The organism is Streptomyces ipomoeae 91-03, from assembly GCF_000317595.1.
Taxonomy (GTDB): domain Bacteria; phylum Actinomycetota; class Actinomycetes; order Streptomycetales; family Streptomycetaceae; genus Streptomyces; species Streptomyces ipomoeae.
The window spans coordinates 1-26,516 of record NZ_AEJC01000375.1 but is presented as its reverse complement, the minus strand read 5'-3'; the positions used below and the strand labels follow the sequence as shown (position 1 = coordinate 26,516).

General features: G+C 69.4%; 23 protein-coding genes and 2 pseudogenes. 10 read left to right on the top strand and 15 right to left on the bottom strand.

The annotated features are described in order from the left end of the window. Window positions 1-541 precede the first annotated feature (541 nt). Entirely contained in the window at window positions 542-898 is a 357-nt protein-coding gene (locus tag STRIP9103_RS24305; RefSeq protein WP_048820893.1) for a hypothetical protein, read from the top strand. Window positions 899-1,151: 253 nt separating this feature from the next. Next, the gene (locus STRIP9103_RS24300) at window positions 1,152-1,343 is read left to right on the top strand and encodes a hypothetical protein (protein WP_048820892.1); all 192 of its coding nucleotides are present in this window, start codon (window positions 1,152-1,154) and stop codon (window positions 1,341-1,343) included. A 152-nt stretch (window positions 1,344-1,495) separates the two neighbouring features. Here the strand turns inward: STRIP9103_RS24300 and STRIP9103_RS24295 are convergent, their stop codons facing one another. The 3 genes from STRIP9103_RS24295 to STRIP9103_RS51825 all read right to left on the bottom strand — a co-directional run bounded on the left by STRIP9103_RS24295 (window position 1,496) and on the right by STRIP9103_RS51825 (window position 3,610). Further along, on the bottom strand, window positions 1,496-2,365 hold the full coding sequence (locus tag STRIP9103_RS24295) for an LLM class F420-dependent oxidoreductase (protein WP_048820896.1): 870 nt from the start codon (window positions 2,363-2,365) through the stop codon (window positions 1,496-1,498). 276 nt (window positions 2,366-2,641) lie between these two features. After that, entirely contained in the window at window positions 2,642-3,238 is a 597-nt protein-coding gene (locus STRIP9103_RS24290) for a TetR/AcrR family transcriptional regulator (protein WP_009321099.1), read from the bottom strand. Between the two features lie 63 nt (window positions 3,239-3,301). Then, complete coding sequence (locus tag STRIP9103_RS51825; RefSeq protein WP_234022280.1) at window positions 3,302-3,610, bottom strand: histidine phosphatase family protein; 309 nt, start codon at window positions 3,608-3,610, stop codon at window positions 3,302-3,304. Window positions 3,611-3,665: 55 nt separating this feature from the next. Between STRIP9103_RS51825 and STRIP9103_RS51820 the strand changes: the two genes are divergently transcribed. Beyond that, window positions 3,666-3,953: a hypothetical protein gene (locus STRIP9103_RS51820; protein WP_048820891.1), complete on the top strand. Its 288-nt coding sequence runs from the start codon at window positions 3,666-3,668 to the stop codon at window positions 3,951-3,953. A gap of 65 nt (window positions 3,954-4,018) precedes the next feature. Here STRIP9103_RS51820 and STRIP9103_RS24280 read toward each other — a convergent pair whose 3' ends face one another. Together STRIP9103_RS24280 and STRIP9103_RS24275 are read right to left on the bottom strand one after the other, a co-directional pair. Next, window positions 4,019-5,101 carry a sugar ABC transporter substrate-binding protein gene (locus STRIP9103_RS24280; protein ID WP_009321105.1) on the bottom strand — a complete coding sequence of 361 codons (1,083 nt, stop codon included), beginning with the start codon at window positions 5,099-5,101 and terminating at the stop codon, window positions 4,019-4,021. Further along, complete coding sequence (locus STRIP9103_RS24275) at window positions 5,098-7,530, bottom strand: SpoIIE family protein phosphatase (RefSeq protein WP_009321096.1); 2,433 nt, start codon at window positions 7,528-7,530, stop codon at window positions 5,098-5,100. Before STRIP9103_RS24275 ends, STRIP9103_RS24280 begins: the two co-directional genes overlap by 4 nt. A gap of 476 nt (window positions 7,531-8,006) precedes the next feature. On the opposite strand from STRIP9103_RS24275, the gene STRIP9103_RS24270 reads away from it, so the two are divergent. From STRIP9103_RS24270 to STRIP9103_RS24260, 3 genes are read left to right on the top strand one after another with little or no spacing between them, the layout of a single operon-like run. Next, window positions 8,007-9,095 (top strand): sugar ABC transporter substrate-binding protein, encoded by a 1,089-nt coding sequence (locus STRIP9103_RS24270; protein WP_009321121.1) that lies wholly within the window; start codon window positions 8,007-8,009, stop codon window positions 9,093-9,095. A 38-nt stretch (window positions 9,096-9,133) separates the two neighbouring features. After that, complete coding sequence (locus STRIP9103_RS24265) at window positions 9,134-9,916, top strand: ATP-binding cassette domain-containing protein (protein ID WP_048820889.1); 783 nt, start codon at window positions 9,134-9,136, stop codon at window positions 9,914-9,916. A gap of 14 nt (window positions 9,917-9,930) precedes the next feature. Further along, entirely contained in the window at window positions 9,931-11,181 is a 1,251-nt protein-coding gene (locus STRIP9103_RS24260) for a sugar ABC transporter permease (RefSeq protein WP_048820888.1), read from the top strand. 194 nt (window positions 11,182-11,375) lie between these two features. Here STRIP9103_RS24260 and STRIP9103_RS24255 read toward each other — a convergent pair whose 3' ends face one another. Together STRIP9103_RS24255 and STRIP9103_RS24250 are read right to left on the bottom strand one after the other, a co-directional pair. Then, window positions 11,376-12,209, bottom strand: a complete 834-nt coding sequence (locus tag STRIP9103_RS24255) for a putative membrane protein (RefSeq protein ID WP_009321111.1) — start codon at window positions 12,207-12,209, stop codon at window positions 11,376-11,378. After that, window positions 12,206-13,079, bottom strand: a pseudogene (locus STRIP9103_RS24250) (oxygenase MpaB family protein). The gene STRIP9103_RS24255 and the pseudogene STRIP9103_RS24250 overlap by 4 nt, the downstream one beginning before the upstream one ends. A gap of 817 nt (window positions 13,080-13,896) precedes the next feature. Here STRIP9103_RS24250 and STRIP9103_RS24245 point away from each other — a divergent pair. Next, entirely contained in the window at window positions 13,897-14,727 is an 831-nt protein-coding gene (locus STRIP9103_RS24245) for a transglutaminase-like domain-containing protein (RefSeq protein ID WP_009321114.1), read from the top strand. A 55-nt stretch (window positions 14,728-14,782) separates the two neighbouring features. On the opposite strand, the pseudogene STRIP9103_RS51815 reads toward STRIP9103_RS24245, so the two are convergent. Further along, window positions 14,783-14,887 (bottom strand): annotated as a pseudogene (locus STRIP9103_RS51815) (IS21-like element helper ATPase IstB); the annotation flags it as partial. A gap of 138 nt (window positions 14,888-15,025) precedes the next feature. After that, window positions 15,026-16,048: an NADP-dependent oxidoreductase gene (locus tag STRIP9103_RS24240; RefSeq protein WP_048820887.1), complete on the bottom strand. Its 1,023-nt coding sequence runs from the start codon at window positions 16,046-16,048 to the stop codon at window positions 15,026-15,028. A 100-nt stretch (window positions 16,049-16,148) separates the two neighbouring features. Here STRIP9103_RS24240 and STRIP9103_RS24235 point away from each other — a divergent pair, with 100 nt between their 5' ends. Beyond that, the gene (locus tag STRIP9103_RS24235) at window positions 16,149-17,054 is read left to right on the top strand and encodes a LysR family transcriptional regulator (protein WP_009321119.1); all 906 of its coding nucleotides are present in this window, start codon (window positions 16,149-16,151) and stop codon (window positions 17,052-17,054) included. A gap of 263 nt (window positions 17,055-17,317) precedes the next feature. Further along, complete coding sequence (locus STRIP9103_RS24230) at window positions 17,318-18,271, top strand: hypothetical protein (RefSeq protein WP_009321108.1); 954 nt, start codon at window positions 17,318-17,320, stop codon at window positions 18,269-18,271. Between the two features lie 169 nt (window positions 18,272-18,440). Here the strand turns inward: STRIP9103_RS24230 and STRIP9103_RS24225 are convergent, their stop codons facing one another. From STRIP9103_RS24225 to STRIP9103_RS50090, 3 genes are all read right to left on the bottom strand, one after another. Continuing rightward, entirely contained in the window at window positions 18,441-20,060 is a 1,620-nt protein-coding gene (locus STRIP9103_RS24225) for a PQQ-binding-like beta-propeller repeat protein (RefSeq protein WP_048820886.1), read from the bottom strand. 405 nt (window positions 20,061-20,465) lie between these two features. Next, the gene (locus STRIP9103_RS24220) at window positions 20,466-21,656 is read right to left on the bottom strand and encodes an alginate lyase family protein (protein ID WP_048820885.1); all 1,191 of its coding nucleotides are present in this window, start codon (window positions 21,654-21,656) and stop codon (window positions 20,466-20,468) included. 392 nt (window positions 21,657-22,048) lie between these two features. Further along, window positions 22,049-22,261, bottom strand: a complete 213-nt coding sequence (locus tag STRIP9103_RS50090) for a hypothetical protein (protein WP_141573595.1) — start codon at window positions 22,259-22,261, stop codon at window positions 22,049-22,051. 561 nt (window positions 22,262-22,822) lie between these two features. On the opposite strand from STRIP9103_RS50090, the gene STRIP9103_RS24215 reads away from it, so the two are divergent. After that, on the top strand, window positions 22,823-23,293 hold the full coding sequence (locus STRIP9103_RS24215; protein WP_048820894.1) for a hypothetical protein: 471 nt from the start codon (window positions 22,823-22,825) through the stop codon (window positions 23,291-23,293). A gap of 54 nt (window positions 23,294-23,347) precedes the next feature. Here the strand turns inward: STRIP9103_RS24215 and STRIP9103_RS24210 are convergent, their stop codons facing one another. The 3 genes from STRIP9103_RS24210 to STRIP9103_RS24200 all read right to left on the bottom strand — a co-directional run bounded on the left by STRIP9103_RS24210 (window position 23,348) and on the right by STRIP9103_RS24200 (window position 26,434). Then, window positions 23,348-24,214 (bottom strand): SGNH/GDSL hydrolase family protein, encoded by an 867-nt coding sequence (locus STRIP9103_RS24210; protein WP_009321101.1) that lies wholly within the window; start codon window positions 24,212-24,214, stop codon window positions 23,348-23,350. A 268-nt stretch (window positions 24,215-24,482) separates the two neighbouring features. Then, window positions 24,483-25,310, bottom strand: a complete 828-nt coding sequence (locus STRIP9103_RS24205) for a GDSL-type esterase/lipase family protein (protein WP_234022278.1) — start codon at window positions 25,308-25,310, stop codon at window positions 24,483-24,485. A 68-nt stretch (window positions 25,311-25,378) separates the two neighbouring features. After that, window positions 25,379-26,434 carry a glycosyl hydrolase 53 family protein gene (locus tag STRIP9103_RS24200; protein WP_009321107.1) on the bottom strand — a complete coding sequence of 352 codons (1,056 nt, stop codon included), beginning with the start codon at window positions 26,432-26,434 and terminating at the stop codon, window positions 25,379-25,381. Between the last annotated feature and the right edge of the window lie 82 nt (window positions 26,435-26,516).

Below are 26,516 nucleotides of genomic sequence, written 5' to 3'. Positions count from 1 at the left end.
GCGACCGCTCCGACCGCGACTACCCGGCCCTGGTCACCGCCGCAGTCGGCCTGTAGCGGCCGTTGCCGTGGTGCTGGGTGCTGGGTGCTAGGTGCTGCGCCGTCGTCGCCGTCGGAGTCCGGCCAGACTGTGCCCCCGGTCCCCGATCCGACCTGATCCATGGCGGCGGCGAGGCCCTGGGGCCGGGGCGTGCAGCGTCCCGGACAACCCCGGACAAGAGCCCGACCAGCACGGACACGGCACCTTGTGTCCGGGACACCGGGTGGGTATGGATCTTTCCTCGCCCTCCTGCCACTGTCGGTTCAGTGAGGAATGAGGAATCCGATCACCGGGCAACCAGGGGGAATCCATGCGGAGACGGCCACGAGGAATCGTCGGGGCGGCGGCCTGTTCGGCCGCGTTTCTGGGAGTCGCGCTGCTGACGGGATGCGAGGGCTCTTCGGACAGTACGTCAGATGCGGCGGCACCCTCGGCTCCCGCCTCAGCGAGCAGCGGTTCCGCGACCGATGGCGGGAACTTCCGCAATCCGACGTCGGCGGAGTTGGACTTCACGTGGTTCCCAGACGGCGACACGATCCTCTCCCCGCTCGGGATCCGGCACGGCGAGGCCCTGATGCCGACCGTGAACCAATGCGACGGCAGCATCGCCTTCGGGGCCGAGGTGAACATCTCCTTCCCCTGTGGCACCGATCGCGCTCAGGGAACACTGACGATCAATGAGTCCGGCGACAAGATCAAGATCTCCTGGGCCGGTGGCATCACCGACACCTTCGTCAAGCGGGCTGATCTCACCGTCCCCGATCCGACCATCACCGGGACACCGGACGCGGACGACCTCCAGCGACAGGTCGATGAACTGGAGGACATGGTCGACGACTTGGAGGGCCTCGGCGGCTGACGGGCCCCGTCCCGGACCTCCGCCGCTGCGGCCGGAGAGATCCCCGGCCGCAGCGGCGGATGACGATCTGTGGAGTCCTTTGGTACGTCGACGCCCACCAGACCATCGCCGGCCTCGTCTCCGACCGCGCGGCCCAGCGAACCACTCGGCGCAGAACGAGCACCGAACTCGTGCCGGCAGTGACGGCGACAGGGCCGTCCGGTGTGCGAGCCACCTGCAAACCGCCGAGACGGCCACCGACCACCAGTCGCCGATGAACCGAGTCGATGAGGCGTCAACGCCCGCACGAGTCGGGAAGCTGGAGGCCCACGCCGTCTTCAAGGCCCTCGCCACACGCGTCGAACGGATCGAGCTGACCGGGGAACCGGTCCGCGTGCTCAACAACATCACCCGAGGGTTCAGCAGTGGGCCCGTACGAGTCAGTGGGCCCGTACGAGTCCGCTGACGCCCCCGGCCACACTCCGGTCCCGGGCACGTTCGTGGGACAGCCGAGCGTCATCACGGCCCGATGGCCGAAGAACGTCGTGGAACGAGGTGCTCATCGGGCCGCGGTGACCCGCCCGGCCGCATGGTCCGAGCCGACGCGCGTCGGAGCGATCAGGCGATCGAGGAGAGACGCGGGAGCAGGTTCTCCGCGACCCCCGTGGCGAACTCGACCGGGTGACGGTCGGGCGTCGCCAGGACCTCGGACACACCCAGGGCGGCGTACTGCTCGATGTCCGCCAGGGTGCCGGCAACGTCCGCGAGGACCGGGCGGACCAGCAACACCGTCTTCTCGATGCTGTCGTAGTCACGGCCCTCGTCGTCGCAGTGCGCACGCAGTACGTCGAGCTTGTGCGACACCTCCGCCGGAGTGGTGCCGAACAGGTTGCACGCGTCGGCGTAGCGGGCCACCAGCCGCAGCGTCTTCTTCTCTCCGGCGCCGCCGATCATGATGGGCGGGTGGGGGCGGCTGAGCGGCTGCGGTACACAGAGCGTCTCCGCCAACTGATAGTGCTCGCCCTCGAAGGGGCCGTTGTCGTCGCTCCACATCTGCAAGCAGATCCTGAGCGTCTCCTCCAGCCGCTCGAAGCGCTCGGCGACCGGCACCACCGGGACGCCGAGACCGAGTTGCTCCCGCTCGTACCACGAGGCGCCGATGCCGAACCGGCTTCGACCGCCGGAGAGCACGTCCAGCGTGGTCATCGTCTTGGCCAGAATTCCGGGGTAGCGGTACATCACGCCGGTGACGAGCATGCCGAGGGTCATCCGCTCCGTCACCGCGGCCAGGTACCCCAGGGTCGTGTAGCCCTCCAGCATGGGCTCCTCGGCGGGAGCCAGAGCGTCCATCTGGAAGTAGTGGTCCATCACCGTGAACGACGCCACACCGGCCTGCTCGGCGACGCGGGCCGTCTCGGCCAGCGTCGGGGCGATGAGTGCCGGGTCGGCGGGGGTCGAGTAGTTCCAGTAGTGCAGGCCGAACTTCATCAGGTCGTCCAGGTCCTTTTCGTGTCGGTCCACTGCGGCGCCGTGACACCGTGCCCTTCCCCTTGCGGGAACGGCTCAAGTGGCACGGCAGGCTCTAACCGGAGGACACTCCGATTGACTCGGAGCGTAACCGGAGAGTCCTCCGGTCGTCCAGGAGTGCGTCTGTTCTCAACCATGCCAATCCCGGGGCCGACTGACCACAACCAGGTTCCCGCGCTCCCGACAGGTCCACCCGTGCCGCCTACGGCTGACAGCGGCACCGAGCGTGCGACCGTCTCACGCCGTCCGCGTCGACCCGTCCCGGCCAGCCCCGTAACGGAGGCCGTCGAGAATCAGGTCGAGCATGCGACCCGCCCTCTCACGATGCACCGGGTCGTTGGCGATGAGGGAGACACCGCCGAGACTGAAACCCACATCGAGAGGGTCGACATCGGAGCGCAGGAGGCCGGCCTCGGCACCGGCGTGCAGCAGCGTGCCGATAGCGGTGCTGAGCCGGTCGAGAGTCTCGGCGAAGGGGTCCGCGCCGGAGGCGACCACCGCGCGCAGCGCCTCCGCCATGCCGCCCTTGGCGGCCAGGTAGTCGATGAACCGGTCCATCCACAGCCGCATCGCCTTGTCGGGCGGATTGTCGGCCAGCAGTTCGGCGGCACTGTCGCACACGCGGGCCAGTTCGTTGCGGTAGGCGGCCTCGATGAGCGCCTCTCGGGTGGGGAAGTGGCGGTAGAGCGTACCCGGGCCGACGCCGGCCGCCTTGGCGATCGCGTCCAGCGAGGCGTCGGCGCCCCGCTCGGAGAAGGCCCGCGTGGCGGCCGCGAGGATGCGCTCCCGGTTGCGGCGGGCATCGGCGCGCAGTGGGCGCGGGGTGCCGGTCACGACTGCTCCTTCTCTCGTCCGCACAGTCCCTCCAAGGTAATCGGAGACATCTCCGATTATGATTCAGGACAACAAGATAAATGGAGAGATCTCCGTGCGCCGCCACGCCGCTCGAGATGGCGGGTGTCGCCGAGGCTGACGACCTGGAGGTTGTGAGGGAAATCGTCTTCGCGCAGCGTGGTGATGCTGCCGGAGGGCGCCCGGAGATTGACGTGACCCAGTGACTTGAGCACCCGGTGACTTGGGCGGCATTTTGATCCAGGTCGGCTGCACACCGAAGAGATCGGCCACCTCCTCGGCCGTCCTCCGGGCACGCCGCAGATCGGAGGAGACCACTTCCCCCTCGGCACCCTCGGGGATCCGAGCCCGCAACTCCTGTGCGATCGAGGCCGCCGCGCGGATACCGGCGGGCGTGAGGTGCGAATCGATGAAGACCGTCCTGCCGCCGAACTCCGCGCCGCTGAAGGAGACGTGCCGCCGCCGGCGAACCGGTGCCCTGTCGGCCAGGGCGACGAAGGGGCCGCGGCGGCATGGCCGCGAGCTGGAACTGTTCCGGGCCGGGGCAGCCGTCCGGATCCCCGATCGTCTCCCTGCGTTCGAGCAGCCGGCTGCCGACACGGTCGAACATCGACAGCGTTGCTGGAGGCATCTTCGCAGCGACACGAAGGCGAAGCCGTTGGCCGCGGCGGTCCGCTCGGTGCTCATGACGATGTGACTCGCGGCCGGCGAAGAAGTGGCGCTCCGGACCCACTTGCAGGAATGGCGCGGGCCCCAGGTCTCCTACTGGGTGAGTCCGGCCTTGTCGCAGGCGGACCGGAGCGCGGGGGTGCAGATCTGGTCGATGGTGTACACACCGTCCTTGACGAGTGTCTCCTCGATGTCGCTGACGGTCACCGCGCTCGGAGCGAGCAGGACGGACGGGATGTTCTCGGTGGTGGGGCTGTCCATCGTCGTCGGGGCGCTGTCGCGGAGATCCTCGCCGCGTCCCAGTGCGACGGCCATGGTGGCGGCTGCGGCGGCTTCCGCCCCGAACGGTTTGTACACCGTCATGTACTGCTCGCCGATGACGATGCGCCGCACTGCGTCGAGGTCGGCGTCCTGACCGGTGACGGGAGGCAGCGGGTGGACACCGGCGCTCTTGAGAGCGGAAATGACGCCGGCGGCCATGGCGTCGTTGGCCGCCAGGACGCCGTCGATCCGGTCCGGGCCCAGGGCCGCGATGGCAGCGGACATGTTGGCGTGGGCGCTCTCCGTACTCCAGCCCAGGGTGTCGTACGACCTGCCGATCTTCACCTTGCCCGCGATGACGGACAGGGAGGCCTTCTTGTACCACGCCGCGTTGGGGCTGGCCGGATCGCCGTTCATCATGACGATCTGGCCGCCGTTCGCCCTGTCGCCCATCGCCTTGAGGAGCGCCTCACCCTGGAGCCTGCCGACCTGCTCACCGTTGAAACTGACATAGCCCGAGATCGGGCCCTCGGCGAGCCGGTCGTAGGCCACGACCGGGACATCCGCCTTGCGAGCCTCCTGGATCGAGGAGCGGACCGCCCTGGTGTCGGCGGCGTCCAGGATCAGGACCCTCACTCCCTTGGTGATCATGGAGGTCACCTGTTGCCGCTGCCTCGCCGCGTCGTTCTCGGCGTTGGCGTACTCCATGGTGCAGCGGGGACACAGCTGCTTCAGCCGCTTCTCGATCAACGGCTTGTCGGCATGCTCCCAGCGGGGTACCGCTTTGCTCGGCAGCAGCAGCCCGACGGAGAAGCTGTCCGTGCCCGCCTCGTCGTCTCCTCCGCAGGCGGCCAGCGACATGGTCATGAGTCCCGCGACGAGCGCCGCGACGACGTGCCGTGTACGAGTTCTCATGGCAGACCCCCTGATTCCGTTCGGGGTCCCGAGTCCGCGGGAGCCGCCTCGCGCCGCGGCACGACGATCTCGCTCCATACCTGCTTGCCGCCGGCCACCGGGACCGAGCCGAAGGACTCCGACATCGCCTCGACCAGAAGCAGACCGCGACCGCCGGTCGCCTCCCAGTCCACGATCACCGGCTTGGCGGGCGCACGCGGCGAGGAGTCGCTCACGCACACCCGCACCCTGTCCCCTCGGAGTATCAGATCGAGGCGGACCTGCCCCTGGGTGTGCACCAGGGCGTTGGTGACCAGTTCGGATACGACGAGCAGCACCGCATCGGCTGCTTCCTCGACTTGCCACCGACGCAGGATGCGCGCGGTGAAACGACGGGCGTGCATGACGGCGTCGGGCAGCCGCCACGCCACCCAACCGGCCTTGATCGGCCGGGTCTTCATGCCGTCGTAGCGCAGCAGCAACAGCGCCACGTCGTCCTCACGACGGCCGAGGTCGCCGAGCAGTTCGTCGGCCATCCGCGCCGGATCCGCCGGATCGGCCGCGGCGAGCGCGGCGCGCGTCCGGTCCATGCCCGCGTCCAGGGGCAGGTCGGCGGCCTCGACCAGACCGTCGGTGACCAGGGCGAGCACCGTGCCGGGAACCAGTGGGACCGCGGTCATGGGGAACTCGGCCTCCGCGAGAATGCCGAGCGGGGGCCCGCCCTCGACCTGGACCTCCTCGGTACTGCCGTCGACATGCCGCAGCAGCGGTGAGAGGTGCCCGGCCCGGACGAAGAGGATGGTGCCCTCCTCCATGTCCAGTTCGGCATAGCAGCAGGTGGCGAACAGGTCGGTCTCCATACCGACGAGGAGGCGGTTGGCGTGGGAGACGACCACGTCGGGCGGGTGGCCCTCCACCGCGTACGCCCTGACCGCCGTACGCATCTGTCCCATGATCGTCGCGGCTCCGGCACTGTGTCCTTGCACGTCACCGATGACCAGCCCCACGCGTTCCTCGGAGAGAGCGATGACGTCGTACCAGTCACCGCCCACCTGCAACCCCCGCCTCGCGGGCAGATAGCGGGCGACGGCCGTTCCCCCGGGCAGGTCGGGGAGACGCCGGGGCAGCAGACTGCGCTGCAGCATCGTCGCGAGTTCCTGCTCGGCGTCGTGCGCGTGCGCACGCTTGAGGGCCTCGCCGACGAGCGCCGCGGTGGCGGTCAGCAAGGCACGTTCCTCGGGGGTGAACTCGTGCGGATGATCCCAGCCGACCAGACACACCCCCACGACCCGGCCCCTGGCGGGAAGCGGCAGGACGGCCAGACCTCCGGTACCGATGCCGGCGAGTCCCGGCTCGAGGTCGGTTCCGGCCGGCCACACATCCATACGCCCGTCCCGCAGCGCCATCCGAAGGGTGGGCAGGGCACTGACCTGCGCCTCGGGCCACTCCGAACGCCACTCGGCACGCCATGTCTCCGACCAGGCGGCGGGCTCGGGCGGGACAAGCGTCGTGGCCATGAGCCGGTCACCCTGCAACTCGGCGAGCGCCACCCGGTCGGCGCCCAGCCGCTCACGCAGCGTGGAGACCACGACTCGGCCGACGTCACGGACGGTTGTGGCATCGTCGAGTTCCGCTGTCAGCCACTGGATTCTGGAGACGTCGTCGGCGCTCCGGACCGAGATGGCCGTCACCACGCCCAGCACTTGCTCCGGCCGGCCATCGGTGCTCATCGCCACTCGGCAACTCAGGCTCAGCCAGCGCATCTCACCGGTGGGGCAGCGGACACGGAACTCCAGCTCCCGCCCGCCGAACGTCTGCGTGGACGGCTCCAGGACCGACATCAGCGCGTGCATGTCCTCCGGGAGGGCATGTGCGAGCAGGGTGTCCGCCTTGCCGTCGAAGTCGTCCGGCGTGATGCCGACCAGCTCCAGCAGAGTCTCGTCGGCTTCGATCAGGCCGGTGTCCGGCACCAGGACGAAAGAGCCGACGCTCAGACTCCGCAGCGCGGGACTCAGCAGCGGCGACGACGCGGATCGGCCGGTCCCGGTACGGAGCATGCCGGCGACGGCGTCGGCGTACCGCTCCAGGAAGCCCCGTTGCTCGGTCTCGAAACCGTCCGCTGCCTCCCCGATGACGACGAGGCAGCCCAGCGGTCTGTCCTCTGTCCCGAGCCCGAGTGGGAGCGCACCGAGCGACGCCTCCGGTCCCGGCGGCGCCGGCCCGCCCTCGGGGCAGGAGGCGAGCGCTGCGGGGTTGAGCCACTGAGGCCGGCCGGTGCGGATCGCGTGCGCCGCAGGTGAGCCACCGGACAGGGGCAAACGCTCCGGCAGCCCGTACACGGACGTGGCGTATCCAGCCGTTTCCACCAAGCGAAGCTCTTCGTTCCCGACACCGGGCACATAGACCGCTATGACCGCCGCTCCGGCGAATGCCAGGGCCCTGCCACTCATCGCGGCCCCTGGCACCGGAGACGGTGAACCGGTGTCTGCGGCGCCGGCCTCGGATGCCCGCTCTGGAACTCCGGCCTGGGCACAGCCGTCATGAGGCATGTCCGTCCGCAACCTGTCCTCCCGTCCAAGCCGGAGGCGCCGACAAGATCGGGGCACTCTTGTACCAGAATCGCATATATGGACTAACCAGACAGATCCACTGGATGGTCATCGACAGCCGCGGAGTCCCCCGCACCGGCCATCGACGGCCGGAGCCTCCGCATTCGCAGATCACCGCGGCCGATGTCACACTGACGACGTGGTGACGCGCCGCGTCGGCCCGGACCGTGTTGAGCCAGGTGCGTACCTTCGCCGTTTCCTCATGAGCGCACCGCCCCGGCCAAGCCCGACGGGAGACGTCGGCGTGGTCGTGCCGGCCCCATCAGCCGGTCACCCTCCCCTCGCCACGCACGGTGGAGGACAAGGAGGTCTGTCACATGAAGGCCTGCATACGGGACGCGGTCATCGCCATGACCATCGTCTCGACGGCCGTCGCTCTCGCGGCCTGCGGGAGCGGTGCCGGGAACGACTCCGAAGCGGGGAACGCGCCGAAGATCGGTCTGCTGCTGCCGAGCGCCACCACGGCCCGATGGGAGGGCCAGGACAGGCCACTGCTCGAGAAGAAGATCAAGGAACTGTGCGACAACTGCACGGTCGAGCACGGCAATGCCAAGGGCGACGTAGCCGTCCAGCAGGAACAGATGGACTCGATGATCACCAGAGAGGTCGACGCCATCGTCCTCGTGGCTGTGGACGCCAGATCGCTCGGCGCCGCGGTCAAGAAGGCGGCTGACGCGGATGTCCCGGTCATCGCCTACGACCGCCTCGCCGAAGGCCCGATCTCCGGCTACGTCTCCTTCGACGGCGAGGAGGTCGGCAGGCTCCAGGGCAGGGCGCTGCTCACCGCCATGGGTGACCGGGCGAACGGCGGCCAGATCGTCATGATGAACGGTGATCCGAGCGACCCCAACGCGGTGTCGTTCAAGAAGGGCGCGCTGTCCGTACTGGAGGGGAGAGTGAGGATCGGCAAGACGTACGACACTCCCCAGTGGAGGCCGGAGACCGCGAACATGAACATGTCCAGCGCCATATCCGCCGTCGGCGCCGACAACATCGACGGGGTCTATGCCGCCAACGACGGCCTCGCCGCCGGCAGCATCTCGGCCCTCAGAGCGAACAAGGTCGATCCGCTGCCCCCCGTCACCGGGCAGGACGCCGAACTCGGAGCTGTGCGGAATGTCGTGGCCGGCAGTCAGTACATGACCGTCTACAAGCCCTTCGCACCCGAGGCTTCCGCCGGTGCCGCCATGGCCGTGGCGGCGGCCCGCGGGGAGAGTCTCGACCAGGCGGCGACAGACACAGTCAGGACGACCAGCGGGAGGGCGGTACCAGCTGTCATGCTCACCCCCGTTTCGGTGACCGCCGACAACATCAAGGAGACCCTGGTGAAGAACGGTGTGTACACGATCGAGCAGGTCTGCATCCCGCAGCTCAGGGCCGCCTGCGACAAGGCCGGGCTGACCTGACAGGCCGCTTCCCACCAGGCCCGGACTCCGGTGAGGAGATGGTTTCCGTGTCGGCTCCCCCCTTGCTGGCGCTGCATGGAGTGTGCAAGCGCTTCGGCGTCGTCGACGTCCTCAAGGACATCGAGCTGGAGATCCACGCCGGCCAGGTCGTCGCCCTGCTGGGCGACAACGGGGCAGGCAAGTCCACACTGGTCAAAGTCATCTCCGGCGTCACTCCCGCGGACAAGGGCGTCATCGAGTGGGAGGGCGGGACCGTCCACATCAGGCGCCCCTACGACGCCCGGAACCTCGGCATCGCCACCGTCTACCAGGACCTCGCCCTGTGCGGGAACCTCGACGTCGTCGGCAATCTGTTCCTCGGCAGGGAGATCCGCCGGTTCGGGTTCCTCGACGAGGTGGAGATGGAGCGCCGCACCAGCGACCTGTTGGAACGCCTCACCAGGGGCATCCCCGATCTGCGGGCGCCCGTCGTGTCACTGTCCAGCGGCCAGCGGCAGACCGTCGCCATCGCACGCTCACTCCTGGGCAACCCACGAATCCTCCTTCTGGACGAACCGACCGCGGCTCTGGGATTCGAGCAGACCACCGCGATCCTGGATCTCGTCGAGCAGCTGCGCGACCGCGGCCTGGGAGTCCTGCTCATCAGCCACAACATGGGCGATGTCAAAGCTCTCGCGGACCGGGCCGCCGTGCTGCGCCTCGGTCGCAACAACGGCTTCTTCGACGTGAACACCGCGTCCCAGGAACAGATCCTCTCCTCCATCACCGGCGCCACGGAAAACATGCCCCGCCGGATGATCCACCGGGAGGCGGGGATGTGAAAGAAATGGGTGGCATGGCGGACGAACCCTCCACACCCACCCCCAAGGCCCCTGGGCCACACGGCACGCGAGCCGTCACCCGCACCGTGGAGCGCTGGGTCGCCCTCTTCCGCCGCAAGCTGAGCGCCGGTGAACTGGGATCGCTCCCCGTCACGCTCGTCCTCGCCGCGGTCTGGATCACCTTCCAGGCTCTCAACGAGAATTTCCTCTCGCCGCGGAATCTGTCCAATCTCAGCGTGGACATCGTGGGCACCGGACTCATCGCGGTCGGGATCGTCTTCGTGCTGCTGCTCGGAGAGCTCGACCTGTCGGTCGGCGCGATCAGCGGTCTCGCGGCAGCCGTCTTCGCGGTTCTGAGCGTGAACAACGGCGTACCGGAATGGCTTGCCCTCATCGTCGCGGTGCTCTCGGGTACCGCGGCGGGAACCATCCAGGGCTTCTCCTTCGCCCGGACCCGGGTGCCGGCCTTCGTCGTCACCCTCGCGGGCCTGCTCACCTGGAACGGCCTCATGCTCTACATCCTCGGCACCAGCGGCACCGTCAACCTCGACGAGAACGGACTCGTCGCCAAGCTGACCAGCTACTACTTCACCAACGACGGCGCCGCGTACGGTCTGGCGGCGATCGGCGCGGGCATGGTCTTCCTCGTGTCCTACCAGTACAGGCGGCGCCGCATGGCAGTGGGCATGCCGCACCGTTCGCTCCGGGGAATCGCGGTGCGCACGGGTGTGGTGGCGGGAATGGCGTTCGCCGCCGCGTATGTGCTCAACCGGTTCCAGGGTCTCCCGCTCGCCCTCCTGATCTTCCTCGTGATGGTGGCCGGCCTCGACATCGTCCTCCGCCGCACGCACTACGGGCGACAGGTGTACGCCCTGGGCGGCGGCGTCGAGGCGGCCCGCCGGGCCAGCCTCAATGTGACGCGGGTGCAGACCGCGGTGCTCGCGGTCTCGGGCACCATGGCCGCGCTCGGCGGCCTGTTCCTGGCCTCGCGCATCACCTCGGTGAGCCAGAGTTCGGGTTCGGGCGTCCTGCTGCTCAATGCCATCGCGGCAGCCGTCATCGGTGGCACCAGCCTGTTCGGAGGACGCGGGACGACCTGGTCCGCGGTGCTCGGCATGCTGATCATCCAGTCGATCGCCTCGGGCATGGCGATCACGGACACACCCGTTGCCGTCCAGTTCATGATCACGGGAGGGGTGCTCTTCGCCGCGGTGGTCATCGACTCACTGTCGCGACGCTCGCAGGAGGCACATGGGCGGGCCTGACATGCCGACACACATGCCGTGGCGGCGCGCGAAGCCGGAGCGACGGGCGAGCGGATCGGATCACGGATGGCCGCGCACCGTGACGGCCGCGGAACGCCGAACGTGATCGGGGACCTGGCAGGACTCCGTCAGGTCTTCCCGGCGGGCCTGTTCGGGAGCATGTTGGGTGTGTGGACGCGCATGGGAGTGTGCGCTCAGTTGTCCCGCCGCCACATGTCGTGCAGATGGCGGCCCAGCAGCGGGCCGCCGAACACCACGAAACCGACGCCGATGAGCCAGGACTGGACGATCAGCATGGTGCCGACGGCCCCATAGGTGACCGCGTTGCTCACGATCAGCGGTGAGAACACCTGGTCCGAGAACCAGCGCAGGCCGCCCAGCCCCGCCATCGTGGCCACCGCGCCCGGGAACAGGGCACCCCATGGCACCCGCTCACCCAGCAAGAAGTGCTGACCCCACCAGAAGAACAGCACGCCGAACAGCGTGGCGAGCATGATCCGGACGACCGACTGCGCCAGCCCGTCCCGCAGCACCGCCCCACTCTGCGTCTCGGCGAACAGATAGCCCGTCAGTGCGGCAAGCCACACGACGCGGCGCCACACGTGGTGCCACGGGCCCGCGGGCACCTCCCAGATCCGTTCATAGCCGTTCTGCACACTCGCCGCGAAACTGACGCCGAACAGCGCCACCAGCAGCCCGCTGAGGACACTGGTCGCGCTCAGCACCTTGCGCGGCGCGGCGAACAGTTCGCGCACCGCGTCGGCCGGGCGTCCGGACAGACTCATCCCGTCGATCACCCATAGGGCGAATCCCCGTTCCTTGAAAGGGAGCGCCGCCGCGACGACGATCAGCAGCGGGACCAGGGTGACCAGGCCCAACGCGGAGAATCCCATGGCTCGGTGCAGCAGTTCCAGGTCGCTGCCGTGCCGCCAAAGCCGTCCGACGGCCGAGTCGTGCCAACGGGCCCGCAGACGGTGGTGGTGCGGCTGCGACTCCCGCGAAGCGCCGGAGCCGGAGGCGTCCTTCACGCGTGCCTCACTTCCCCGGCGCGCCCGGAGGGGTGTGGTGGGGTCATGGCCCAACGGATGGTCCGGGTCAGGGCCTGGCCGGTGGGGCGTACGGCGAGGTCCTCGACGACCGGCACGCGGGGCAGCCACAGCATGCCGCGGGCCCAGGGCGGGAGCAGGGCGACGGCGTTCGCGGCCAGGGCGCCGTAGAACGGCCGTACCGCAAGGGGCAGGGGAGGCTGGAACAGCAGGAAGCGGGCGGCAGCCCTGGCCTGGGATGTGGCCCGCAGTTCGGGCCGGTAGGCGATCAGGCGCTCGGACAGCTCGCGGCGGTCGCGCGGTGGGTCGCTCACCCCCAGCGCCTCGGCGACACGCGCGGTGTCGGCCACGTAGGCGTCGTAGCCGACGGGATCCAGCGGGCGGGCTCCGTACCGTTCGTGGGCGCGCAGGAAACTGTCCGCCTCGGCGGCGTGCACCCAGCCGAGCAGTGCGAATCGGCCGCGTGGTACGACAGGCCCTCGGCCGTCGTCCGCGGATCCGTTCGTGGATGCGGCGGACGTGGTCGACCGACCGCTGGGCATCCGCGGCGGTGCCGTAAGTCGTCACGGCCAGAAAGTGCTGTGCGCTGCAGTCGGCTCATGGGTCGCCGCGGTAACCGGAGTGCCCGGCCACCGCCGCCATGGCGAGCGGATGCAGGGACTGCAGCAGCAGTGCGCTCAGCCCGCCGATGAACATCGAGGCGTCACCGTGGACCGTGCGGATCGGGCGGTCGGGTCCGAACCAGCGCGGTCCGGGGGTGTCATGGATACGGGCACGCGCCGCCGGTCCGTCGGGGCCGGCGACACGGCGGAACAGGGCTTGGCCCAGCTGTTCACGGACTACGGTCAGCACGGTCGGCCTCCCCTCTCTTGTTGCCCAGTGTCCGACACACCTGACCGAACCAGGACATATCAGCACGGTTTACCAGCCGATGGACGCATGTCGTGGGCTCACGACCCGAGGCCGGCCGCACCTGGGGCACTGTGAACATCACCCACCCATTGGTCTTCGTCCTGGCTCTGGCCGCGTGCGCGGTCCTGGCCGGAGCGAAGTCTCCGGCCGCGATCGCGGGGCGTGCCGCGACGCCCCGCCCCATGTCCTGGCCCGGCCCGGTGGTCCGTGCCGGGGACCGGATACCGGACCGTCCGACCCGGCCGAGCGAGTCCGTGACGGCGCGGCCGAGCAGGCCGACCCGCCCGCACCCGGGCTCGCGGTCGACGGCAGGACCGGGCGGCGCCCGGCGTCCCGACGGCACCCAGGCACACTCTCTGTCCGCGATGAGCGACCGCGGCCTGGGCCTCGTCCAGCGCGAGCGTCGGCGCGACGCGCGGCCAGAGCCCCGCCCGGTTGTGTGTCCCGGGCGCGCCCCAAGGAGTCATCGCACGGCGAAAATCGCCGCAGCCCCACCCCGCTGACCAGTACTGCGCGAGCGCGGCTTCAACGCCGTGGCCCATTTCTGCCCCATGCCGATGAGCAGGCGGTTGGTCGGTCGCGGGTGTGGCGGCGGAGTGCAATGAATGTGTCGGTGGGAGCGGCCATGTGTGTTGGTGAGTTCGGGCAACGCTCGCGGGGCTCGGCCGCCGAAATGTCGGCGGGTTCCCGGCAACACCGGGGCTCGTCAGGGCTGGGCCGGTCTCGATGTCAGCCTCGGCCCTTACCATGCCCGGTTATGACCGATGACGTGCTCAACTACTCTCGGCCTGGGCCCCTCACGAGCCTGGACTCGACACAACTCCGGCTCATTGAGGGGCTGCCGGACGACCCCGTGGGCATCTGTGCCGCCGTACAGAGCCTGGTCATCCAGCCCACGGACGCCGCGGCGTCAGGAGTTCCTGAAAACCGGATCACCGAGAAGAACATCCGGCCGGTCAACGAGCTGATCGCCGCGTTGACCGCCCTGGACCCCGCTCCGCTGCACCGCCCCCGAACGCCCGAAACGCGGGTGATCGGCACCTGCCGGCACTTCGCCACCATCGCTTGCGCGATCCTGCGGGCGCGAGGTATCGCCTCCCGTGCCCGGTGCGGTTTCGGCACCTACTTCCAGGAGGGACGGGGCCTCGACCACTGGATCACCGAGTACCGGGACGAGGACCGGCATCGCTGGGTGCGTGTCGACACCGAACACCTCGGCAAGGGCTTCGTCGAACGCCCGGACGACCTCGCGCCGGGCGAGTTCCTCACCGGAGGCGAGGCATGGATCCAATACCGCAACGGGTTGATCGACCCGGGCACGTTCGGGGTGGCGGGCACCGATCATGCCTGGGGACCGGCCGAGATCAGCGGCAACGCCGTCCGCGACCTCGCCGCGCTGTGCAAGCAGGAGACCCTGAACTGGGATGAGTGGGGTCGCATGACCGCGGCCTACGAGGGCAGGATCGGATCCGATGACGACCGGCTGATCGACTTGGTCGCCGACGCCTGCGCCAAGGACGATCCACCGACTTTGACCCGCCTGTTCGCCAACGAGGACCTGGCAGTTCCTCAGCACATGGTCAATTGAGCAGGGCGGGGACCGGACACCGAGCCTCGCCCACCGCGCCGGCCCCCGGCCTTTCTCAGCTCACGGCGGCCTGTTCGGCCTCGGCCTCGGCCCGGGACCGGGCGAGGCGGTAGGATTCGGTGCCGGTCTCGATGGCCGTGCCATCGAAGGTCAGCCAGTCGTGGTCGCTTCGTGGACGCGTACGCCGTCGAAGCCGAGCAGCCGTCGGCCCTGGCCGAGGCCTGTGAACGGCACTGCTCCGTGATACCGAGTTCTCTGATCGGGCCCGGATCAGGCCCTCATGACACCGGAGTCGGTGTCAGTTCACGGACGGGGCTTGCGTGCGGTCCCGCACGATGATCTTGCCGGTGTTCTGGCCGCGCAGCATGCCCAGGAACGCGTCCACGATGCGCTCGAACCCGTCCACCACCGTCTCGTCCAGAGCGAGCCGGCCGCTCTGCAGATGCGGTACCGCGAACTCGTACAACTCCTCCTGCACAGCACGGTGGTTGCTGACCAAGAAGCCCTCCATGCGGATGCTCTTCTCCACGATGTCCGCATGATTGAAGCGCGGCGGGGGCGCGGCGGGGGTGTTGTACTGGCTGATCGTGCCGATGCGGACGACGCGCCCGAAGTCGCGCAGCGCTCCCACCGCCGCGGCCAGCTGCTCGCCGCCGACGTTGTCGACGAACACGTCGATGCCGTCCGGTGCGACCTTGCCGAGCAGGTCGGCGGCGGGCCCGTTGTGGTAGTCGAAGACGGCGTCATAGCCGACCTCCCGCGTGAGATGGTCGGCCTTCGCTGCCGACCCCGCGCTGCCCACGAGCCGTCCGACGCCGAGCAGCCGGGCGAACCGCCCGGTCGCCGTGCCGACTCCGCCGGCCGCGGCCGACACGAACAGGTCCTCGCCCTCCTGGAGCCGGGCGATGCGGGTCAGGCCCACATAGGCGGTCAGGCCGGTGCCACCAAGGATGCTCAAGTACGCGGTCAGGGGCACCCCGTCGAAACGGGGCAGCCGCCGGATCTCCTCGGGTGTGACCACCGCGTGCGTGCGCCAGCCCTGCCGGTGGAACACGATGTCACCCTCGGCCAGCCGAGGCGTGCGCGAGGCGACGACCCGCCCGATGGTACGGCCCTCCAGCGGTGCGTCGAGCGCGAAGCCGCCGGGCACGGCGTCCATCATCTCGCGGTGGTAGGGGTCGACGGACCAGTAGAGGTTGTGCACGAGCGCGCTGCCGGCCGCGGGGGCGGGGGGCGTGGACTCGACGAAGGCGAAGTGCTCGGCGGTGGGAAAGCCGTGCGGGCGAGCGGTCTGGTGCACGGTGAGCGCGGTGTCGTTCATGACCGGACCGTAGGGCGGGAATGCTCCTGCTGGGCAGCCGGTTGGGCTCATGCGACACACCGTTCCATGAGCAGTTCTCATACGCCGAGGTGAGCGCCCCATGGCCCGTACGACCGACTCCGATCTCGCCCCGCACGAACTGCGCGTCCTGGTGGCGGTCGCGGACACCGGCGGTTTCTCGGCTGCGGCCGTCGCACTCGGTCTGACCCAGTCCGCGGTCTCCCACTCGGTGCGCGGCAGCGAGCGCAAGATCGGCGCCGTCCTCTTCGAGCGCGGCCGTACCGGCGCCCGCCCCACCCCTGCCGGAGAAAGGGCCGTCGTACACGCTCGCCGCGTCCTCCGCCTGCTGGACGTCCTGACCGCCGAGGCGCGCGGCGCGGCCCGGCCGGACGCGGCGGAGGGTCCGCTGCGGATCGTGACTTTCCGCAGTGCGGCCCTCCACCTGCTGCCGCCCGTCCTGCAGCGGCTGCGCGCCGGACACCCCGGGATCGAGCCGCGGGTGCGGATCGTACGCGAGGTGGGGCGCGGTGCCGCCGGCGAAGTGGCTGATGGGAATGCCGACATAGGCATCGCCACGCTCGGCGGCTCCACGCCGCTTCCCGCGGGTCTGGTCGCGAACGGGCTCTTTGAAGAGCCGTATGCCCTGGTGCACGCGGCGGGCCACGCCGCCCCGCGTTCGCTGCCCCTGGTCGACTGGGCCGAAAACTGTGGCTCGTACACCCGCGACTGGTGGGCCGCACAGGACTGGATCCCGGAGGCGACCGTCGAGGCGGAGGACGACGGAGCGGTCCTCTCCTTGGTGAGCGGCGGTCATGGAATGGCGATCATGCCCGCGCTCTCCTTGGTGGGAGCACCGGACTCGGTCGGGATCACCGATCTCGGCCCCAAGCGTCCGACACGCCATGTCGGCTATGTGACCACCTCCGAACTGGCCGGATCCGCAGTCGTGCGCGCCTTGGTGAGGGAACTGCGTGCCACGGTCCCCCAGGGATGTGAGCGTTCGTAGCGCGAGGCTCGATCAAGTCGGCTGCGTGACGCGGGTGTGACCGGTGGTGGTCGACGGCTGCGGCCAGGTTGGGGCGCCCGCGCCCACCTGGTCCACCCCGTGAACGCCACCCGATAATGGCAGGCACGACCTGCTCCGCGCCTACGCGGCCACCCCGGCCGCAGCCGACACTGCGGCGCCTGTCCGCCCTGCCGCACCGGGGTGCGGCACGAGATGCGCGGCACGAGATGCGCGGCAATCCGGCTCGACGGAATCTGGTGTGCGTGAGGCGTAAAGGTGCGCGGGGCGGTGACGGCTCCGATGCGGAGAGGGTTCTGGACGAGCTCTACGTCACACCACCACCCACCTTCGTCGCGCGGCGTGAGGAGCTGGCTGCCCAGGCCAAGGCAGCCGGACGTGTGGAGGACGCCCGCCGGATCCATGCCGCCCGCCGTCCCTCGCTCGCGGCGTGGGCGGCGAACCTGCTGCTGCGCTCCCAGCCACAGGAGAGCCGGCGATTCCTGGAGCTGGGGCACGCGTTGCGCGAGGCCTACCAGAACCTGGACGCCGGCGGGATCAAGGAGCTGTCCGAGCAGCGCCGGAGCATCGTCGTCGCGCTGTCCCGGCAGGCCAACGAGCTTGCCCGTGAGGCCGGACATCGGCTGTCGAACACGGTGCGGCGGGACGTCGAATCCACTCTGCGCGCCGTGCTCGCCGACCAGGACGCGGCAGATCTGTGGGCCACCGGCCGCCTGGAGAACGCCCTCACCGAGCCGGCGGACTTCCCCTCCCACATCGGAACGACCGAGCCACCTCGGAAGCCTGCCCGGGCGGTCACCGCGGCGGATTCTTCGCGGACTCGGCCGAAGGACGAGCTCGCCGAGAGGCGACGCCAGAAGCAGGAACAGCTCCGTCAGGCCCGGCAGGCGGTGAGGGCCGCCGATCAACGGCTGCGTGATCAGCGCACCGGGCAAGCAGCGGCCGACGCATCGCTGAAGCGAGCCCACGACCGGCACGACCAAGCCCGCCGGCAGATTTCGGCCGCGGAGCAGCAGCTACGGCAGGCACGCGAGGAACTCCAGCAAGCGGACCAGAAGGAGAAGGAGGCCGAGGAACGGCACCGGGTGGCCGCTGACGCCGTGACCCAGGCTGAACAGTCAGCGCATGAGGCAGCGCAAGAGTTGGAACACCTGTCCGGACCTACGTCCAGAATAGGTGACGGGACGGCCCCGGGGTGACCGGACGGATCCGGGGCGACGGACGAATCGGGGGTGACGGGACGGCCCCGGGGCGACGGACCGCCGGCCTGCCTCTCGGCTGCCGGGCTCTCCCCCACCCGCCTGCGCCCGGCGCGCCATGGGCCGGTCTTCCGGGCGCGGTACGGCGTGTCGCTCAGTCCGGCGTTCGCTACCGCCCCACCGAGCAGTCGAGGATGCGTCCGTCCGCGGTGCCGATCAACAGTCGACCCGAATCGGTGAGTTCGAGAGACAGCGGTACGACGCGCCGGCCGCCGATCTTCAGGTGGTGCCGCCAACGGACCGTTCCGTCCGAGGCGTGCAGCGCCACCAACTCGCCGGTGTTGAAGGCGACGTAGACCGTGTCGTCGTCGCCGTCCAGGGCAGTTACGGGGTACTCAGTGGTGAACTCCCAGCTGACCGCTCCGTCCGCGAGGCTCCGTCGTACGACGGAGGCACTGTGGCGGAGCGCCGGGAAGGAACTGTGGTACATGGCTACCGCGTGGACCAGGTCCCGGCTCTCCGGGGGACCGAGCTCAATGCCGGGTCCCGCGAAGAGATGCCTGGCCGGTGACTGCCAGTCGAGCGGGAACAGCCGTTGCGGCACGGGGTCGTCGTCCGGATCGACCGCGACCACCCACTTGTCCCGCGACGGCGCGCGCTCCTTGCCTTGGAGGAAGAGCAGCCGGTCGCTGCGGCGGACGGGGAAGAAATGGTTGCGGGAGTCGGACCCGCCCAGTGTCACGGTCCCCTGCGGGATGTTCTCGGAAGGCGGTATCAGGGCGACCGGCTGAGGGCCGTCCTGCTTGTCGGGATCTGCCGGACGGAGCGCCAGCCAGCCGTCCTGACGCGTGGTGATCGTGACGGAGGAGCCAAGTGCCAGGGTGTCGAGCGTCTTCCCGTCCGCGAGGGACACCCGGGCGACCAGCGGTGACTCGGTGCCCTCCTCCCGGCCCACCCGGCGTTCCGGCCGCCGCTCCACATTGACCCAGGCGTCGAGGTCACGGACGACCAGTTGTCGTCCGCCCTCCTCGTCCGGAACGCACCAGTCCAGACGCCCGTCCGGCAGCCAGGTCTCGGCCAGCACGCCCTCCAGACATGCCAGTACGCGCCCGTCCGGCAGACCGTGGACGTCCCACACCTGTCGGCGGAGTTCCCAGCGGGACTCCCCGGCCAACTGCTCGACGGCCCGACGGGCTGCCACCCGGTCGGGCAGGGGCCGCTCGAACTCGACCCACTGCCCGCTCAGTTCCTTCTGCTGCACCGAACCCCGGGGCGCGGCACCCCAGTCGGGCCGCTCGACGACGACGTCGTACGCGTGCGAGTCCGCCTCGTCTCTGTCGTCGTAGTCCGTCGCGGCCACCATGAGCCGCAATGTCCGAGCACTCTCCCACTCCACCCGCAGAACCTCGCGCGGCCTGCGCATCATCGAGCGCGACCGCCCCGACTCCAGGTCGATCAGCAGGAGTTCGCCCTCGTAGTAGTAGTCCCCGTCGTACGCTCCGGTGCCGACGGCCACGAGCGGAAGCGTCGGATGGATGGCGAGAGAGTGGACAGGCCAGTGAGACTCCACGAGCCGGCGGCAGCGCAGATCATCCGTGCCGTAGACACCCACCCGGTACGGTTGCCACCCGTAGCCGGCGGTGCTGTTCCCGGACCATTTCAGGTACCCCAGGTCGCCGCTCACGACGGCGAGGCCTCGGTCCTCGCTGACGGCAACGGCAGACGGCGTTCCGATCTCGGCGAAGGGGCGGTCGCCGAGGACGCGGCGGACGGTCAGAGTGTCGGGCATGGGCGCCATCATCGCTGATGAGGGCGCCCGGGGCGCAGCGGGGTTGATGCTGGGGCCGGACACGAAGGAGTGGGGGCGGGCCCGGGTTCGTCCGAACTCGCCGAACCGGCGACGTTTGCCTTCCCTCAGCATCCCCACCCACGACGCCACCCCATGAGCCGGGATCGCCGTCTACGCGCCGGAACAGGGCGTGGTACGGATGGTCCGGCGCCGCATGATGATTCGCCCATGCTCCCCACGAACGAGAAGTGGAGGCCGGTGCTCAGCACCGGCCTCTGCGGTTGTGGCTGTGCCTGTCTCCGGGCCGTCGAGGGGCACGGTGACGGTTGGGGCTGCCGGGTGCGGCAGCGGGTGACGTCCGGCCGCAGCCGCGGTCGGTACGTGTGTCCCATCGGCGGGCGGTGGTCAGTTGGGGTTGTCTGCGTGCGTGAGGGTCGTCCAGGCGTTGAAGTAGTTGTCCGTGCCGGACGGCCGGTGCGCCTCGGTGTACTTCTGGGTGTTGGACATGCTGATGCCGAGGCGGTTGTGGAGGGCGTTGAAGGCGACCTCGGTGATCCGGCCGAGGCCCTTTTTGATCGAGCCGCCGCACAGCCAGGCAGGTACGGCGGTGCCGTTCTCGTAGGAGGTGTGGAGGCCCAGTGCGTGGCGCAGCCGGTCCTGGATCCTCGGATAGAGGTCCTGGCCCTGGATCCGGCTGGTCTCCGCGATGTCTGCCATGGAGGCGATGCCCCAGCCGGTGTGCCCGAAGTCGCGGCAGGTCTCCTGGGCGAGGCCGTCGGTGAAGGTGCTCTGGCCCTGCCAGTACTTGATGATCTCGGCGCTGGTGTCGATGCTGCTGCCTGCGGGCGGTCGGGGCAGGTCACCGTCACTGTTCAGGTAGATGTATGCCGGGACGCGGGCGAGGTAGGTGCTGACGGCCTTGTCGTAGCTGGCGCGGTCCTCGATGAAGACCGAGATGCCGATCGCCGCCTCGGTCATGACCAGTTCCCAGTTGCCGTTCTTGGTCGCCGCGCCCTTGATCACCTCGGGGAGGTACACGTTGCGCAGCATGGTCGCGAAGCGGCCGGCACCCGGCCAGCCGCCGTCGTAGGTGTACTTGATGATCTCGGCGGCGCGCGGCCAGGTGGAGCCGGCCCAGCCGGTCTGCAGCGGGGCGTTGCTGTTGGTGTGATCGGTGATGGTCGCGGACCATGCGTCCATGATCTCGATCGACTTCTTGGCGTATCTGCTGTCTCGGGTGAAGTACCAGGCGAGCGCCTGTGTGTAGGCCGCGATGGCGTCCTGGCGCTCGTCGGTGCAGCCGTGGTTGGGGTTGGACGACGAGCCGCACTCCACTACGGCCCGCGGCTTGGCGGTACGCGACAACGAAGCGCAGGAGCTGGCCATCATGGCGTCGTACGCGGCCTTCCACGGCTGTTGGCCGGCCTGCACTTTCGACCGGGCGTGGTCGAGTTGGCCCCGGCTCACCAGCACACCGGGGTGAGTGAAGGTGGCCGGTGCGGCCGTCGCCCGGTGGGCCGGGCCGGTGAACTGAACGCTCAGCAGGCCGGCCAGCAGGGCGAGAACACTGAGCAGGGCGGTTCTGGTTCGTGCCATCCGGTGACCTCTTCCATTCACGAGTGAGAACTCAGTTCCGAATACAGAAGCTTGGTCCGGACCATAAGAAGTCTTCGTGGACATGTCAATGCATGCTCGGTGGTCCGTTGTGTCTGTTCGCGGTGGGTGCGGGACGGGTAACGGGCGGCACGACCGTGGGCCTGCGGCGCGGCCGACTCACCGACATGGCGCGCGGCTTCGGCTTCAGCGCGGGCCTTGGATGCCGGGGGCTGGGGCGACTCCCCCACTGTCCGCACACGTGCATCGTGGCCCGGACTTGGGCAACCCGCGTTGCCCGTACGGCAGTCGGGATCTGGACAAGAGCCGGGCAGACCTGTGACCAGCCCGGACACAGACCGGTTGTCCGGGGCTGCCCGGAAAATGGGGTCGGCCTACCCTCGAACAGTGGCCCACAGGGCGGCCAGGACCACCACCGCGGCAGCGGTGACCATCACGGTCCGCGCGGCCGGGGCGGCGCGTCGTAGCCGGCGCCCGGTGCAGCCGTACCGCTCCTGCGCCGGGACATCGACCGTCAGCCGGTAGGCACCCGGCGTTCCGGCCGGGAGGCCGGATGCCGCGGCGCCGTCATCGTGGTCTGGATCCATGCCTGACCAACGGCATGCCGCCGACTGCGGAAACGCTCCTGTCACCCGAATGCCCGGACAGAGTGCTCGCGTGTCCTGCGGGCGGCCTACCGGTGGGTGCGACAGGGCCTGCAGCTCCTGGAGGGGACGGCCCGGGCAAAGGCCCCTGGGGGCGGGACTTGCCTGGGCCATCACGATGCAGGGGACATTCCGGCAGGGAGTGGTGACGGGGGTCGGTGGGCGTCGGGTGCCCGCCTCCCGCGCCGGTAGCGCGCTCCCTGGTGACGACGGACTGGATCCAGTTCGCGAGCATCGAGCGGCCCGACTCCTCGCCGCGGCCCGGGCCTCCCACCGCCGCAGCCCTCGAAAGACCCGGTTGCCGAATCTGCGGCGAGGGCAGCGCTTGTCATCTCTGTCCACAACCGATGTGTTGCTACGTCATGTTCGTATGACCACGGTGTCCTGTTCCGGCGACGGGGGTCACCAACCGACCTGCCTGGCCCTCCTCTTGGTCACAGAGCGAAGGAACGGCAAAAGCCCCGCCGACCCCCGCTGACTCCCCGCATCGGAAGGGCTCCCGTGATGAACCGCCACCTGCGCAAGGCCGCCGTCGTCACCGCCGCGATCACCGCCGGGCTGTTGATGACCGCCTGTCAGAACGGCTCCGCGGCCGGCGGCGACTCGTCCTCCGGCAAGGAAACCAAGGAGTCGACCGCGGTCACGGACAAGGCGGCGGCCTCCAGCGACTCGAAGAGTTCCACGTCCAAGGGTGTCAGCGGGACGTTCAGCAACGGCACGGTCACCTACCTCGCGCCGGGCAAGTACATCGTGTCCGCCCCCGGCAAGGACGACCAGCAGTTCTTCGTCGCCGGCGACACCGTCATCTGGGGCTACGGCCAGGTCTGCGGGGGCCCGGGAGTAGGGGAAGGGCAGGAGGGCGGTACCCGGTGCACCGAAGCCGAACTGGAGACTGCCGCCAAGAAGGGCTTCACCGCCGAGGTGAAGATCACCAACGGCATCGCCACCACCCTCCATGACACTCCCCAGCAGTGATGCGGCGGCGATGCCGAGCACGCGGGCAGCTTGCCGCCGAAGGCCGGTTCGGTGCTACTTGAGGTACCCGGCGAGCGGCAGGTTCTGGCGGCGCACATCACCGGCGACGAGCCCGGCGATCCGTTGCGCACCGTAGGTTTCGAAGTGCGTGCGGTCGTTGCAGAAGAAGGCACCCACCGGACCCGATCCGAAATCGCCGTTGTGCGGGCAGAAGCGCAGGCTGTTGTAGAGCGACACGCTCAGCGTCTGCAGGTCGATGACCGGCGCCCCGGTGGCGGATCCGGCGGCGAAGGTCTCGTTGACGAAGCCGCGGTTCTTGGTCGCCGTGCTGCCGGAACAGGTGATGGCGGCCACCGGCGTGAGCAGAACCGGGTGCGCGCCCCGGGCCAGAGCGGCCCGCGCCATCATGGTCATCAACTGCTGGTACCGGGCAGGGCCGACGTGCCGTGGGCAGGTCGAAGAGGAGTCGTTGATGCCGAACTGGAGGAACAGGTAGTCGCCGGCCTTCATCCCGGTGCTCGCGTTCAGCATCGCCTGCCAGCGTGACGAGTACGTGGTGGAGGTGAGGCGGCACTCACCGTCCGAGCCCATGGTGCTGCTCACATTCGACTCGTACAGCCATGTCTGGATGCTGCGACCGCCCACCGCTTGGTTCTTGACGGTCACGTCGCTGTTGAACAGGGCGTCGAACTGGCTGCCCCAGCCGACCGGACAAGGAGCGGGGCCCGGGTTCGCCATGGTGGAGTCGCCGGCCAGCCACACGGTGACCGGCTCGGCCGCCGCTCGTGCGGCCGGGGCCGCGGCGCGCGAGACGCCGGTGCAGTTCACCGCGACGCTGTCGGCCGCCGAGGCGGCGCTGACGCCGAGGCTCGACAAGGCGATCACCAGAGCGGTCGTGATGAGTGTCCGAAGGTTCTTCATCGGGTGTCCCCCACGGGTCGGTCAGCGCAGGTACGTGGCCAGGGGCAGGTTCTGTTCCCGGATGCTCTGGAGCAGCAGCTCGCCGATCCGGGTCGCGCCGTACTGCGAGAAGTGGGTGTTGTCCGTGACACCGTCGACGGAGGAGCGCAGAAGAGCTGTGCGGAGGCGGACGGGCCGAGGGATTCGACCAGCACCTTGCTCCTGGCGGTCAGATCGATCACCGGCACCCGCTGCGCCGTACCGACCGCGCGCATCTCGGCGGGCAGGTTCACGCCGACGCCGTGACGTGCAGCGCCGTTGCCGTGAGCCGGTCGCCGTCGAACAGCCGGCGGACCGGTGGCGTCACCAGGACCGGGACGCCGCCCTTGGCACGGACCTGCGTGATCATGGAGGTCAGGTTGCTCCGGAAGGCGGACGCGCTGGTCTGCTTGTCGTTGTGACCGAACTGGATGAAGACCGGGTCGTTCGCCCTGACCTTCGACAGCAGCGCCGGGAAGAGCGCCGAATTACTCAGGAAGCTGCCTGAATTCTCCCCGGAGTCGGCGTAGTTGGCGATGACCGCGCCGGGACGCACCGCCGTCGTGATCATCTGGCCCCATCCGGTGTACGGGGCGGCCGGCTGGTCGCACACGGTCGAGTCGCCGGCCAGATAGGCGACCACCGGCTGGGTCGCCGGCTTCACCGAGACGGCCGAGACCTGCGGGGTGGCTCCCGTGAACCGGATGTCCAGACCGGGATTTCCGGTGCCGCCCTGGCCGGTCGGCTGCCCCTCCGGTTGGCGCACATTGATCGTGAACGAGTACGTGGCGACGGCTCCGGCCGCCGTTCTCGTCGCCGGGAGCATCAGACGCCGGGCCTCGACCCATATCTCGGTCTGCCCGGCGGAGGCGCCGCCGATGGAGACCGTCACGTCGTAGTTGCCCGGCGAGACCCCGTAGTGACAGGTGATCGGCGAGGTGCCGGAACAGCCGGCCGGCAGCGCCCGCGGCGCGTCGGCGTCGGCATGCGCCACACCGGTGCCGGCCAGCGCCGCGAGGGTCAGGAGGCCCGCTGCTCCCAGCCGGGCACCATGTCCACCGCGGCATCGCAATGCCATGTTCATTACAATCACTTGCCCCATCCTTGACCACGGAGATGTGCGGGTTGAGGTCTACGGCCTGTCGCTCAGGCCTGGGTGAAGCCGTTCATGATGACGGTGGGCCGCTGGGTGGAGGAGTCCCAGGCACCCATGTTGTAGCCGGTGAACGGGGACATGCACTCCGGCTCCCAGTAGAAGATGCCCTGCCCTCCGTTGGCCCTCAGCGCCTTGATGTAGGCGACCAGCGCGGCCTGGGTGGAGGAGGCCCGGTCCACCCGACCGCCGAACTCGCTCTGCAGGAACGGTTTTCCGTAGGCGTCGGAGATCTTCTTCATGTTCGCCACGATCCCTGGGGCGACGTCGGCACTGCCGTAGGAGGAGAACACCGACATGTCCCACTTGCCGCCGTTCGCCGCGTAACGGCTGAAGAACGTGGCCATCACGTCGTACTTCTGCGGCTGGGCCAGGTGGATGCACACCGTCGAGTTCGGCGACACCGCCTTGACCTGGTTGTAGGCCGCGTTGAGCAGCCCGGTCATCTGCGCCGGGCTGGAGACGCTTCCGACGGGGCGGCATATCCCGCTGTTGATCTCGTTGCCGATCTGCACCCAGGTGGGGAGCACGTCGTTGTTCTTCATGACGGTCATCGTCTGGTTCACGTACGTGCTCATCGCTGTGAGCATCTGGCTGTGGCTCATGTTCTTCCAGGCGGCGGGCGGGTTCTGCACACCGACGGAGTTCCAGGTGTCGCCGAACATGTAGTCCAGCATGATCGACATTCCGGCGGCCCTGACCCGCTTGGCGAAGGCGGCGACCTCGTTGATGCCGCAGTGCCCGTTGGCCGGGTCGCCGGACGGGTTGACGAACGTGCGCAGTCGCACGGCGGTGATGCCGTACCCCTTGAGAATGGTCAGCAGGTCCTGCGTCTGCCCGCCGGCGTTCTTCCAGGAGTAGCCGCGTGCCTCCATCTGCGGCACCCAGCTGATGTCGACGCCCTTGACGAAGCCCGCCGCGGCCTCGGCCGGCGTTTCGAGTTCGGCGAACGCGGCGGCGGTGGCGATCGCCCCGGCGGTGGCGGTCGTGGCCCTGAGCAGCGTCCGGCGGCTGATCCGTCCGGAACCGGGTGCATGGGTCGGGGACACGCTGGCTCCTATCCGTCCGCCGACCGCACGTGGGGCGCCGCGGTCGACGGACAGTTGGTCGTGGGGGGATGGGGGTGGGGGG